This window comes from Streptomyces sp. NPDC040405 (assembly GCF_055595765.1).
On record NZ_JBVIVI010000002.1, the window covers coordinates 1,515,650 to 1,528,072 of the forward strand.

Annotated in this window: 11 protein-coding genes; 8 read left to right on the top strand and 3 right to left on the bottom strand. The window is 64.4% G+C overall.

Going from position 1 to position 12,423, the window contains the following annotated elements; all coding sequences use genetic code 11:
* Positions 1 to 315: 315 nt before the first annotated feature.
* The 3 genes from ACZ59A_RS14055 to eccE all read right to left on the bottom strand — a co-directional run bounded on the left by ACZ59A_RS14055 (position 316) and on the right by eccE (position 2,775).
* The gene (locus ACZ59A_RS14055) at positions 316 to 546 is read right to left on the bottom strand and encodes a DUF397 domain-containing protein (RefSeq protein ID WP_358633906.1); all 231 of its coding nucleotides are present in this window, start codon (positions 544 to 546) and stop codon (positions 316 to 318) included.
* 97 nt (positions 547 to 643) lie between these two features.
* Positions 644 to 1,432: a hypothetical protein gene (locus ACZ59A_RS14060; protein ID WP_470957721.1), complete on the bottom strand. Its 789-nt coding sequence runs from the start codon at positions 1,430 to 1,432 to the stop codon at positions 644 to 646.
* Positions 1,432 to 2,775, bottom strand: a complete 1,344-nt coding sequence (eccE, locus tag ACZ59A_RS14065) for a type VII secretion protein EccE (RefSeq protein ID WP_470957724.1) — start codon at positions 2,773 to 2,775, stop codon at positions 1,432 to 1,434. The genes ACZ59A_RS14060 and eccE overlap by 1 nt, the downstream gene beginning before the upstream one ends.
* Before the next feature lie 182 nt (positions 2,776 to 2,957).
* Between eccE and eccB the strand changes: the two genes are divergently transcribed.
* From eccB to ACZ59A_RS14105, 8 genes are all read left to right on the top strand, one after another.
* On the top strand, positions 2,958 to 4,532 hold the full coding sequence (gene eccB / locus ACZ59A_RS14070) for a type VII secretion protein EccB (RefSeq protein ID WP_470957727.1): 1,575 nt from the start codon (positions 2,958 to 2,960) through the stop codon (positions 4,530 to 4,532).
* A gap of 39 nt (positions 4,533 to 4,571) precedes the next feature.
* A complete protein-coding gene (gene mycP, locus ACZ59A_RS14075) occupies positions 4,572 to 5,834 on the top strand; it encodes a type VII secretion-associated serine protease mycosin (protein ID WP_470957729.1) in 1,263 nt (420 codons plus the stop codon).
* A gap of 89 nt (positions 5,835 to 5,923) precedes the next feature.
* Positions 5,924 to 7,198, top strand: coding sequence for an alpha/beta hydrolase (locus tag ACZ59A_RS14080; protein ID WP_470957731.1), 1,275 nt, complete (start codon positions 5,924 to 5,926; stop codon positions 7,196 to 7,198).
* Between the two features lie 153 nt (positions 7,199 to 7,351).
* Complete coding sequence (locus ACZ59A_RS14085; protein ID WP_470957734.1) at positions 7,352 to 7,813, top strand: hypothetical protein; 462 nt, start codon at positions 7,352 to 7,354, stop codon at positions 7,811 to 7,813.
* Between the two features lie 354 nt (positions 7,814 to 8,167).
* Positions 8,168 to 8,641, top strand: a complete 474-nt coding sequence (locus ACZ59A_RS14090; RefSeq protein WP_470957737.1) for a hypothetical protein — start codon at positions 8,168 to 8,170, stop codon at positions 8,639 to 8,641.
* 1,500 nt (positions 8,642 to 10,141) lie between these two features.
* Positions 10,142 to 11,386: a S8 family serine peptidase gene (locus tag ACZ59A_RS14095; RefSeq protein ID WP_470957740.1), complete on the top strand. Its 1,245-nt coding sequence runs from the start codon at positions 10,142 to 10,144 to the stop codon at positions 11,384 to 11,386.
* A gap of 151 nt (positions 11,387 to 11,537) precedes the next feature.
* Positions 11,538 to 11,912 carry a WXG100 family type VII secretion target gene (locus tag ACZ59A_RS14100; RefSeq protein WP_470957742.1) on the top strand — a complete coding sequence of 125 codons (375 nt, stop codon included), beginning with the start codon at positions 11,538 to 11,540 and terminating at the stop codon, positions 11,910 to 11,912.
* Between the two features lie 72 nt (positions 11,913 to 11,984).
* Complete coding sequence (locus ACZ59A_RS14105) at positions 11,985 to 12,281, top strand: WXG100 family type VII secretion target (RefSeq protein WP_470957745.1); 297 nt, start codon at positions 11,985 to 11,987, stop codon at positions 12,279 to 12,281.
* Positions 12,282 to 12,423 lie beyond the last annotated feature (142 nt).

Sequence of the window (12,423 nt, forward strand, 5' to 3'; positions counted from 1 at the left end):
GCACTCGACAACCGCAGGACCACCAAGCAGGAGCTCATGACCTGCCGATAATCGCACGGCGCGGTTCGAGATCTCGCCGCCGCGTACTCGTCGGCACGGCGAGAGGGCAAGCTCACTCAGGAGGGAATCGCCGCGTTCAGGGGCGACAGCGGCGGAATGAGGACAACGGCTGCGGAAAGCGATGGACCGCGCATATCACCGGCAGGGATGCCGCACAGGAGGAGATGCGGGTGGCCTGTCCCCGACTCCGGCCCTTCAACAGCAAAGGGGGCGCACCCGGTGATGTCCGCCCCCTCAACACTTCACCGAACCGGCTCAGCGCACGTCGAACTCGCCGTCCCGCGCACCGAGCACGAACGCACGCCACTCGGCTTCCGTGTAGCGCAGCACTGTGCCGGGGTCGGCGGAATTCCGCATGGCCACGGCCCCGTTCGGCAGATAAGCGATCTCCACGCGTTCTTCGGTGGTGCTGTCCGGCGCGCTGTGCCACGTGACATCGGAGATGTCGAGCGCGTACAGCTCAGCCTTCTCTTTGGCGTCAGCCATCGGTGGAGAATCCCTTCCCGTTACTGCGGGCGCGCGCACCCGCACAGACCTTGCCGACAGTCTCATCCACCCTGCACCCGGCGGCAATCGAACACTGTCAGTCCATCCGCCGGGCCGCCCCCAGCAGGCCGGATTCCATGTCAGTTGGATGCGTCGCCACGTACACCCGTGACTGACGATCACACCAAAGAGTGACTCCGTCCGGCAGGGAGGACAGCGACTCGACGTCTGCCGACGGCAGCCTCATGATCCGCCCGACTTGAGCGGCCTCGTCAGGAGACACCCGCTGGACGCCGACCAGGTCGGCGTTCTCCATCAACCGCGGGGCGGCCGAGCTGAGGTACGGCAACAGGGTCAGCACCGATTGCCAGGGAGCCGATGTCACCCGCCCGCGGGGCGGCCGCATGCCCGCGTCACGGATCACCAGTACCGGGCTGCCGATCGAGGGCCCCTGCGGTGGCACCCGGCCCACGTCATGAAGCGTGAGGCTCTGATGGCCGCTGTTCGCCGCCTGCGCCAGCGATGTCCACATGTGCTGGCGACCGGTCTCGACGGTGACCCGGGCGCCCGTGGCGACCGTGCGCATCCCGATCACTTGCGCCGTCCACAGCCCCCCGATCAGCACGACGTTGAAGGGCTCGGGGCGGTGCAGGCCGAGCACCGCGGGTTGGTCACGAGCACCGACCCCGATGATCACGCCGTCGTCGCCGACGGGCAGCGCCAGCGCGTCGAACTGCTCGGGGGACAGTTCGTGCCGCTGCCGCCGCGGCCCGATGAGCCCGAATCCCCTCCGCTGCCTGCGCGGCGTGGTGGTCGCTTGACCAGGGACGGGTCCTGTTGCCGGTGCGGGCGACAGCCCGTTGAAGACGCTCGTGGGCGTGGCCATCAGCGAGTCCCTCCCAGAGGCAGAGTGGCGAGCACACCGGGCACCTGCTCGCGATCCAGCCGTACGAGCCCCATCCGCACCCCTCGAGCGGTGCGCTGAAGCTCCCGCCGCAAAGCGACCAGGTCGTCCGCGCTGCGGCCGGTGATCCGTACGTGCCCGGCCACCGTCGGGGCGTGCCGACCGCCCTGCGTGCTGCCCCGGCGCAGAGTGAGGCTCAGCGTCGTCGCGAGGGCGGGCAGGGAAGTCAGCAGTGCCGCCAGTTGCGGCAGCGGCGCGCCGCCCGCCCCCAGCTGTGGCCAGCGGCCGATCCAGTACGTGGTGTGCCAGCGGTCGTCGCAGCGCCAGGCCCGTGCGCTTTCCAGCGTGCGCCGGTTGTGTGTGTTGGTCTGCCGAGCCTGGGCGGTTGCCCTCGGATTCACGCTCGCCGCGGTCGCGACCGCGGCGGTCACGCCTTCCTCCGACAGGAGTGTCACGCGGAAACCGGCCCCTTGGAGCCTGCTCGACAGCTGATCCGCAGCACGCAGCACGCACCGCTGTGCGCCTTCCAGGCCCCCGCCGCGCGCGGCGACGGCCTCCGGGCAGAGCTCCGGATCGAATTTCAGAGCCACCCAGGTCAGGCGGACTGAGGGCGCGCCGGTCTGCTCCTGCAGCGGCGCGTAGTTGCGCACGGGGACGGTCTGCGCCGACAAGTCGGGCGTGGGCGCGGGCAGTACGTGCTGCACGACCTGCACCGACTCCAGCAGAATTCCGTCCACGTCCATGGCGTCGCGCAGCAGCGCCAACGGCAGAGGACGCTGCGCGCGCTGCGGGCGCAGCGGCGATTCCGTCGCCTCGACCTGCAGCACGATGGTCAGGAAGGTGCCGTCCCCGACCAGGCCCACTGCCCGTCGCTCCCGATCGGTGAACGCAAGGGTGTGCAGGGCCGGTTCGCACTCCACGGCGGGCGTGAAACCGGGGTCCGTGTCCGCGTCGACCGGCTTCGAGGCCTGTCGCTGCCGCTTGCGCAGCGCGCTCGCGGTGCTCAGCCACTCCGGTACCGGCTGCTGATGGCGGCGGACCACGGCGAGGAGGACGAGGACCACGCCGATGACCGCGGCGGGCACCAGGAGCAGCTTGTCGATGACCCAGGCGACGAGCACGAGCGCGGCGGCCACTTCCACCAGCACCAGCTGCTGCAGCCGCAGGGGGCCCATGCTGCCGGGCCGAGACGTCAGTCGCGGAGTGACGGGGGCTGCGGCCGCGCCCTCCGGGGGAGCCGGGGCAGGTGAACCCGAACCTTGTCCGCTCGGTGTTTGTCGGCCGGACGCGCTCCTCGCGCTACGTCCGCGCGTGGCGGCAGCCATCCCCGTCAGCCCCTTAAAGTCCGAAACCCGCCCGAGCAGCCCGGTCGTTGGTTGTTCCCACGAGCGTCCCCGGGCGACATGAGTTAATTCACTACCGGCATAGTAGAGGGTCGGTACGACACCAGGACCGAGGGCAGGCCACCTGACTACCGAGGCCGAAAACCGGGGAGAAGCGGCTAAACATGGCATCACGGCGGGATGAACTCAACGCCTATACCTTTGCGAAGAAGCGGACAGTCGCGGCATTTCTGCAACCGACGCCCAGCGGAACCGAGGAGGGCGCGCCGCGTCCACTGCGGGCGGCCCTCCCCAGTGTCATCGTCGGTGCCCTGATTCTCGCGGGATTCGGGGCCTGGGGGATGTTCAAGCCTGTCGCGCCCAAGGGCTGGGATGATGTCGCCTCCCATGTCATCGTGGGCAGTGAGTCGACCACCCGGTACGTCGTCCTCAAGACCGACGGGAAGGTCCAGCTCCATCCCGTACTCAACTTCGCCTCCGCCAAGCTCCTCCTCGAGCCCGGGAAATCGTCGTCCACGATCCTCAAGGTGAAGGAGTCCGAGCTGGACAACGGACACATCCCGCGCGGCCCCACCATCGGTATCCCGTACGCACCGGACCGTTTGCCGGCATCCGATGAGGCGAAGAAGCAAAAGGCGTGGGCGGTCTGTGAACAGCCGGGTGGCAATGGGAAGACCACGCAAAAGGCGGTCTTCGTCTTCTCGGAACGAGACCCCAAGCTGAAGAAGCTACGTGGCCCACAGGCGCTGCGGGGCGGTCAGGCCCTCTACGTGCAGGGCCAGGACGGCGCCCGTTACCTGGTATCCCCGAACGGCACCAAATACCTAATCGGCGGGCCGGACTGGAAGCAGAAGTCCCCCTCGGACACGAGTCTTCTGCTCCGCTCCATTTTTCAGGACGGCGCACAGCCCCAGCGGGTGACCAGCGACTGGCTGGCCACCCTCCGGGACGGATCCCCCATCGACTTCCCGCAGGTCCCGGGCTCGATCGGCGGCGACGCCGGAATCCCGAGCCTGGGCGACAAGGCCAATCGGGTCGGCATGGTCATCGAGGCGCCGAGCGGAACCGGAACGCAGAAGTACGTGGTGCTGCAGGGCAAGGTGCAGCGCGTCTCGGAGTTCGTCGCCAAGCTCCTCATGCGCAGCCAGAGCTCCGTCAATGACGCGAGCTCGGCGGTGCGCGTGAAGCCGGGCTCGTTCAACCCGGACACCGGGGACGGGTTCTACGACAAATACCACTGGCCCGAGGAAATCCCGGACCAGTCCAACTCCGTCAACGGCGCGGCGGGCGGGAGCGCCCGCGACACCAGCTGCAACATCTTCAACGGGGTGACCCCCAAGGGCGATCCGAAACTCACCACTTGGGCCGGTACGAACTTCCCCGCCACCATCCCGGACGGCGCCACCAGCGCCTACGTCACCCCGGGGTCGGGGCTCCTGTACCGCCAGGTCACCGGTCGTCAGATCAAGGATGGACCGGTCTTCCTGGTGACGGACACCGGGCTTCGCTACGCGGTTCCCTCCAACAACGACAGCGATTCGGGGAAGTCCAAGATCGGCGGGGAGGACAAGGCCGGGAAGGCCTCGACCGCCGAGTCCCAGCAGGATGTGAACAGGGCTCAGCGGAATCTCGGTTACGAGGGCGCGAAACCGGTTCCGGTGCCCGCCAACTGGTCCGCGTTCCTCCCGACGGGGCCACGGCTCGACTACAACAGCGCCAGGCAGCCGCAGGGGTCGTGAGACATGGGGCACTCGATGAACACGAAGTCGGTGTGGGGCATGACCAAGCCATTCGCTCTGTCGGCGGCCTTGCTCCTCACAGCGCTGACCACGGCAGCCGGCCCGCCCCCGGCCCCGGCCCCGCGCGCCCAGGACGTGTCCCTCGCGGGCAGCGGTGAATGCACCTACCCCGCCAAGCAGATCAAGGGCACGCCCTGGTCGCTGCAACGCGTTCTTCTCGACCAGTTGTGGCAGGACACCAAGGGGAAAGACGCCAAGGGCCGTCCCGTCAAGGTCGCGGTGATCGACACCGGGGTGGACAACACCAATCCACAGCTCAAGGACGCGGTCGACACGAAGGACGGCAGCGAGGTCCGCAAGGGCGGCAAGAAGAGTCTGTCCAAGGGGAAGAAGGGCGACGGCACGGACGATTCGGTCGGCCATGGCACCAAGGTCGCGGGCATCATCGCGGCACGTCCTCACCCTGGCACCGGATTCGTCGGCATCGCACCCGAAGCCAAGATCATTCCGATTCGGCAGAACGACGAAAAGGGCTCCGGCACGACCGACACCATGGCCACCGCCATCGACCGGGCGGTCCAGGCGGGGGCCGGCGTCATCAACATCTCCCAGGACACCGTCAAACCGCTCGAGGCCAACAACAACCTGCAGCGGGCGGTCCAGAGCGCGCTGGAGGCAGATGTCGTCGTGGTCGCCTCGGCCGGAAACGACGGACTCGACGGCAAGGTCAAGGAGACCTACCCGGCCGCCTACGACGGCGTTCTCGCCGTCGGCGCCTCGGACCGCAACAACGAGCGCGCCCCCTTCTCCCAGTCCGGTGACTTCGTCGACGTGGCGGCGCCCGGTGTCGAAATGGTCTCCACCGTCCCCAAGGGCGGCCAGTGCGTCGACAACGGCACCAGCTTCTCCGCCCCCTACGTCGCCGGTGTCGCCGCGCTGATCCGGGCGAAGCACCCCGACTGGAAGCCGCGCCAGGTCGTCGCCCAGATCGGACAGACAGCCGAACGGGTGGTCAACCACCATGATCAGTTCATCGGATGGGGTGTCGTCGACCCCGTCCGCGCCCTCACCGAGGACGACGCTCCCATCGACCGCGTCACCCTCGACAAGGGAGCCACCGACAACGTCGACGCCCCCGATGCGGCGCCCATGGTCCTGGGCGAGACCCCCCAGGAGCGGCAAGAACGTCTCGCGACCTACTCCTTGGGCGGCGCCGCCGTCCTCGTCGCCTTCCTCGCGGGCTGCGCGGCGGTCGTCAACGAACGGAACCGCCGCCGCCGTTCGTCCGCCGCATCTGAGTAGGACTACTCATGGGCTTGTCGGACTTCGGTCATACACGGGGCGCTTTGTGGTCATCATGACCTGTCCGTGATGGGGGGAACGGGGAAAACATGTCGACATTCGAGGCGGAATGGGCGCAGATGAAGCGCCAGGCATCCGGCGACACCGGGATGAGCCTCGCGAGCGCTGACAAGAAGCCCGGCTGGAGCCAGAGCGGCTCCGATGGCTCGGTCAGCTACCCAGCGGGTGGCGACAAGGTCGACGGCAAAGTGCCGGAGGGTGGCACGGTCACGGGCAGCGCGAAGGGAAAGCCGTCGAACAAGCCGATCGACCCGACCGGTGACGAGAACGACACGGCCAAGGCTCTGGAGCGCCAGGCGTCCAACAGTCACCCCAATCCCCACTACGGCCACGCGGTGGCCTACGCCAACCGCATCGCCCAAGCCGTCTACGAGGCCACGCAGGCCGATGAAAAGTGGGCCCCGAAGCTACGAAAGCTCAAGGCCGACGATGATCTGACCGTCTCCGCGGAGGACTGGGCCGACGCCAAGAAGGACACTTCTGGTGTCCGCGGCGGCGCGAAAGATCAACTGGACGCCATTAGGCATCCACCCAAGGACGGCAGCACCAAAGACAACGCCAAGTGGTGGAAGGGACTCTCAGAGGAAGAAAAGCCCGAGTATGCCGCTATGTACCCTGCCTCTCTTGGTAAGTTGAACGGAATTCTTTCGGATGTTCGCGACGAGGCCAATCGTGTGGTATACGAGGAAAAGCGAGCCGAGTTCAGGCTTAAACTTCAGAATATACCCGACGAGCCGAAGCCGAAATGGATTGCCAACGACCCAGCGGAGGGTGGGAAACATTACAACCCGGACTGGGTTCGATGGCAGTACAAGCATGAAGATGAGCGGAATAGACTGAGGACCGCTCTGCATGCCATGGCGGGTATACAGAAGCGCTTCGACCGAACGGGAGAGGAAGGTCTGCCTCCGGCATATCTTCTCGGGTTCGACCCCGAAGGCGGCGGACGATCAATCGTGGCGAACGGAAACCCGGACAAGGCCGATCACACCGCAGTCCTCGTTCCGGGCACTTTCACTAATCTGGATAAGTCGGATAAGTACATCGGTCATATGGGCAACCTCTGGAGAGAAAGTCAGGTGAAGGCTCCGGGCCAGAACGTATCTACAATCTCATGGATCGGATATGACGCCCCCCAGAGCATCGCGCCAGAGGCAATGTCTCCTTCGTATGCGGAGCGCGGTGCACCTGAGCTGAATGATTTCCTCCACGGACTGGAAACCGCTCAGGGTGGCTCGGACGCAAGCCATACCACGGTAATCGGCCACAGCTACGGAAGCACAGTGCTGGAGGCCTGGTTCTAAGAGCCTGGCCAACCAGGCGTCTGTGGTCACCGAGAACTATGGCAAAGTCAAGGACGGGTAGCGAAAAAATTGATAGGTCAAACCTGGCGACGAGTCGTTGTCGCTTCAATCGCTGCCGTGGCTATCGGATCAATCTCTGCGGGGTGCTCGAACGTGAACGATCTCGGGTATGAGCCGACGAAGCTGGAGGTCGATGCGGCCAGGCAAAAAACCAAGAGTATATCGAGTGCTCTCCTGGAATTGATAGACCTCAAGGGAAAGGTTACCGAACCGGGCCCGGGGATCGCTCGTTGTGAAGATGCGCCTGATTCTGAAAACTTGTATATAGCGCGTCATCCGTGGTCGGTTTACGGACTTTCCGAAGAGCAGGTCCAGCAGGGGATGGAAAATCTCCGGAAGGAACTTCCCCAACATGGCTGGAAAATCATTAAGGACGGGAAGGCTCGTAGCAAAGATCAGGATCCGGAGATCCTCGCGGAGAACAAGAAAGAGAAGTTCGCCGCGAACTTCACAGGGCTGAAGAAGACGGCCAGCGGCGACACCATGATCAATGTGACGGTGGTCTCGGCATGTTATCGGGCTCCGGAGGGAACCGATCTCGACCGCGAGTTCTGAGTGGCGTCGGTTCGACAATCCATTCAGGCAAGATAAGTATGGATGCTCAAGCATGCCTATGTCTCCCTCACTAGGGTTGTCTGTTCAGCCAATTGCCCTCCGTTGAGAGGGTGAAGCCTCGGACGTGCTTCGTGCGGTCGAATCTCCGGGTGAGCAAATGCCGTAAAGCTGGACAGTTGAGGGTGTATCTGAAGAGTCTGGCGTCTCTCAGTCGCCCCGGCTCGGCTCTGTCACGGAATCGCCAAGATTCCGAGACCGTTATGTAGTTGGGGGACATGCACTCCAGGGCTAGAGTGGTAGTTGAGCTGGCGTACGTCGTAAGGGGAGGGCGGAAAGCGATGAACGGGGGGAGTCGTGGGTGAGGCGGGGGTGCGGCCTGGGCTCAACGCGGGCTCGGGCATATCGAAGAAGGCCGAGACGCTGGCCTACTTCAAGAAGCAGCTCGACAAGATGCTGAAGGACCTCGAAGAGTCACCGGCGGCGAGGAGCAAGATCAGCGAGCACCGGATCGCGGCGGCGGCCTACGGGAAGTTTCCAGCGGCTGAGGAACTGGCCGGGAGCTACCAGAGGGTCCACACCCGTCTCGAGGAACTCTCGCAGATCCTCGGTGACCAGCTCGAAGCGCTCGGTGTCACTGTCCAGATCTCCGATCGTGGCTACGACGGCGTCGACGCAGAGCAGGCAGCTCGACTGCGAGAGATCTACAAGCGCGGACAGAACTACTACGACAAGACGGATCCTCAGCGCGAGCAGTCGGCCGACGGCGATGCCAACGCTGCCGGTACGGGCACGGGCAAGAGCGGTACGTCGGACGAGACCTTCGGCTAGTAGCGGGGAGTGGGGGAATGGCAAGCTCGGAATTCGAGGGCATGTCTCTTGCGGAGCTGCACGCGTTGGTCGCTGATGCCGATCCGGACAAGCTGACCAGCGCGGGGAGCGCGGTAGGTGACGCAAGTCCCAGGATCGACGCCATCGGGCTCGGCCTGCGCGGGTACGCGGAGCGCGTGGAGTGGGAGGGCGAGGGCGCGGAGGGGTTCCGCGACTGGACGCGTGAGTTCGCCGGCGAGGTCATGAAACTCGCTCAGTACGCCGCAGTCGTGGGTGATCAGATGGCCGCGTCGGGCCAGGCGTTGAGGGAGGCACAGAAGGCCATCCCCAAGCCGGTGGACGTAGCCAAAGCCCACGGGGACCCCGACCTGGACGACGCGCTCCAGAAGGACGCGACGACCAACAAGCAGGCGGCCATTCATCAGCTGGAGCGGGTGACCTCGTACTACCGGTTTGCGAATGATGAGATCAAGGCGCGGGAGGAGCCCAGGTTCAAGCCGTTGCCCGTCCCCAGTCGCCTCCGCGAGCAGGTTGGCCAGGCAGACGGCTCATCTCCCGGGGCCGAAGGCTACGCGACAGCTTCGGATGCCAAGGCTCAGCCGGATGGGTCCAGCGTCCCCGAACCTCGGACTCGTGTTGCGCAAGAGGGCGGCCAAGACACCCGCACTGCCATTGACGGGGCGAAATCTGTGATGCCGCCGGACACCGCCGATCGGCGTATTGGCGACGCTCCGCCGACCAGCGCTCCTCCAGAGGCACGACGGGAAGCGACGTTGCCGCCCGCGCCGGTGAGGCCAGGGCCATCCACTCCAACCGTAAAGCCGAATTCGCCGCGTATCGGCCCTACCCCGAGGAGCCTTGGCCCTTCGGGGGGAAAGCCCCTGACCAGTACGACAACCCCCAGGGGCCCTGTCCTGCCTCGAACGGGGAACAACGAGGGAATCGTCGGCGGGAAGCAACGTCCGTTGACCAGCGGGCCGAGATTGCCTCGCGCAACGGTGATCGGGGAAGAGAGAACGCCGACGCCGCGAGGGCCGGTGGTGGGTGGCAGCCCCCCCAACACCCGGGGCGGGCAGTCGATCACTGGTAACTCCACGCCGGAACGTCGACTTTCCTCGGAGTCCGGTGGACGAGTGAATCCGCCGCGGACTCCGTTCGTCTCTGAAGGAGGCAGGCACGGCAATCCGACGGCTGCTCGGCAGGGGACAGAACGTCGCTCGGTATTGGAATCCGGAGGTTCCGTCGCGGCGCCTCGCCACTCCAATCAGCAGCGAAGTGAATTCACTCCCGGTGGCGCGGGCCTTGTCAGGGGAGGCCAGGCAGGTGTGCCAGGGCCCTCATCGCGCACCAGCACAACCAGGGCCAATCAGGAGACGGGCGAGGCGCCCGACTACCTGGTCGAAGATGAAGAGACCTGGACTTTGGGACGGCGAGACACTGTTCCTCCAGTTGTCGACTAGCGACATGAGTCCCGCAGGAAGTTGAGGAGAACCACACGTCATGCCGATCCCGATTCGCGCCGCGCGGAGTAACGCACAGCGCTCACTTGTATTGCTTACGGCGGCGCTGACTTGTTGGGCTGGAACAGTTCCGGCGGCATCGGCTGAAGACGTGCGGTCACGTCAGTGGTATCTGGACGCCATGAAATTTGAGCAGATGCAGGAGGAAGCGACAGGAAGTGGCGTGACTGTCGCTGTTGTGGACAGTGGCGTTGATAATGAGGTTCCGGAGCTTCGCGGACGTGTTTTGAGCGGGAAAAACATGGCGGGTGATTCGGCGAAAGCGACTGATGATTCCGAGGGGCACGGAACGGGAATGGCCTCCCTTATCGCAGGAACGGGAGCCGGTGGTGGAATTCAGGGCTTGGCTCCAGATGCAAAAATTCTCCCCCTGAAGAATCGACTGGGGAATGTGTTTGCCACAGATGAAGTAATGGGCAAATCGATCCGGTTTGCGGTCGACAACGGGGCCAAGGTGATCAATATTTCGATGGGCGTTTCGGGGGCCAGTGATGACGCCCCCTACACCAGGCGTGCGGTTGATTATGCCATTTCAAAGGGAAATTTGATCTTTGCTTCGTCGGGGAATGATGGAGACGAGAACAACACATCCGGTTATCCTGCAAACATTCCCGGAGTGGTCGGCGTGGGGGCAGTGGATTCCAGCGGCACTGTGGCAAAGTTCTCCACCTATGGTTCTCAAGTAGCCTTGGCTGCGCCGGGAGAAGATATTCCAGGGCGTTGTGAGGACATGAAGGCGTTCTGTCGCACTACTGGGACAAGCCCGGCCGCTGCCCTGGCGTCCGCATCCGCCGCACTCATCTGGTCGAAGCATCCCAGCTGGACTAACAACCAGGTCCTCCGGGTCATGATGCAAACTGCTAATAAGCCCAAGGGAAAGATCCCGAGCCGGTACCTCGGATACGGCATCATCCGACCCGCTCAGGTCTTGCTCGACGGTAAGGGGAAGCCGGGCCCGGCGGACGTGAACCCTCTGCTCAAGCGCGAGGGTGCGACCACGCCAGACCCGTCCCCTTCCGCTTCGAAGTCCGGCGGCAACCAACATCAGCCCGCCGACTCGGACAAGCAGGCTTCCGATCAGCAGGCAGGTAAGGAAACCGCCGCTGACGCCAAGTCGAGCGAGAGCGGCAATACCGGTCTTTGGATCGCCTTGGGGGCAGGAGCTGCCGTCGTGATTGCTGCCGTGGCCGTTGTCATGGTGAGGCGCCGTGGCAGCCAGTACTGACAGCGCCTCGCTTACCACCCGTGAAACACGTGTGGATGACGAGCGAGGGGTTGCTGCTTCCCGCCGGACTCGGTAGGAAGCTCTGACAGGGTGAGTTGAGAAGAGAAAACCCCATCTCGACTCACCAACACATCATGGGGGAAGGTGGAATATGTCGGGCTCTCAGCACGTTAGCGACGCAGCATTCCAGAGCTTCGAGGCGTCAATCGAGCAGATTGGCTCCGAGCTCGCGACCAACTTGAAGACTCTGGCGAATGCCGTTGCCACGGTAGAGGCAGCCTGGAAGGGCGCCGGTGCCAGTGCGTTTCAGAAGGCGCAGTCGGACCTGAATCTCGACCACGAGGCCCTGCAGAAGTTGATCAAGGGCGTTCATGAGGCAGTGGTCCTCACCCACCGCTCCAGTGGTGCCAACGACAGCGAGATCGCAGGAAGGCTCCAGAAGGTCGACGTCAACGGTAGCGCCGCCGGTGGACAGCTCGACCCTGGCAGCTCGTCCGGCATCAGCAAGGTCGATCTGTACCAGTAAAGATTGAACGCGGTCGTCGGGGTCCTCCAGGGCCAGGTCGATCAACGCATCTGACACAACACCGGAGATGGTATGGACCTCAAGGTCAATTACAGCTCACTGGACTCGACCGCCAGCGACATCGAAAAGGGCGCAAAGGTGGTGCGCAAGCAGATCGATGACATCGTGGCTGCGGTGAAGAAGGTTACCGACGGCTGGGAGGGCGAAGCCCACACGATGATGCTGGCGGCTGAGAAGCAGTTCAGGGCCAGGGCTGCCCACATCGATCACACCCTGACGCACGTCGCGAAGCTCATCCACGAAAGTAAGGTGGATTACCACCTTACTGACAAGAAGTCGGCCCAGATGTTCGAGGACATCACCTTTTGAGCCTGTCTGGGAGGGGGTGGGGAAACACCGAGCGGTTGTCCCCCCCCCCTTTCTCCATTTGTCGCCCTCCCCCTCCCTCCCCTCCGGTGTCTTGGATCCTCCTCCGCCCTTGAAACTTGAGGACCACTTAGAAAAAAACCTC

Coding starts and splice junctions, on each gene's coding strand:
- eccB (WP_470957727.1), top strand. CDS start 2,958: ATGGCATCACGGCGGGATGAACTCAACGCCTATACCTTTGCGAAGAAG.
- ACZ59A_RS14060 (WP_470957721.1), bottom strand. CDS start 1,432: ATGGCCACGCCCACGAGCGTCTTCAACGGGCTGTCGCCCGCACCGGCA.
- eccE (WP_470957724.1), bottom strand. CDS start 2,775: ATGGCTGCCGCCACGCGCGGACGTAGCGCGAGGAGCGCGTCCGGCCGA.
- ACZ59A_RS14095 (WP_470957740.1), top strand. CDS start 10,142: ATGCCGATCCCGATTCGCGCCGCGCGGAGTAACGCACAGCGCTCACTT.
- ACZ59A_RS14100 (WP_470957742.1), top strand. CDS start 11,538: ATGTCGGGCTCTCAGCACGTTAGCGACGCAGCATTCCAGAGCTTCGAG.
- ACZ59A_RS14055 (WP_358633906.1), bottom strand. CDS start 546: ATGGCTGACGCCAAAGAGAAGGCTGAGCTGTACGCGCTCGACATCTCC.
- ACZ59A_RS14080 (WP_470957731.1), top strand. CDS start 5,924: ATGTCGACATTCGAGGCGGAATGGGCGCAGATGAAGCGCCAGGCATCC.
- ACZ59A_RS14105 (WP_470957745.1), top strand. CDS start 11,985: ATGGACCTCAAGGTCAATTACAGCTCACTGGACTCGACCGCCAGCGAC.
- mycP (WP_470957729.1), top strand. CDS start 4,572: ATGACCAAGCCATTCGCTCTGTCGGCGGCCTTGCTCCTCACAGCGCTG.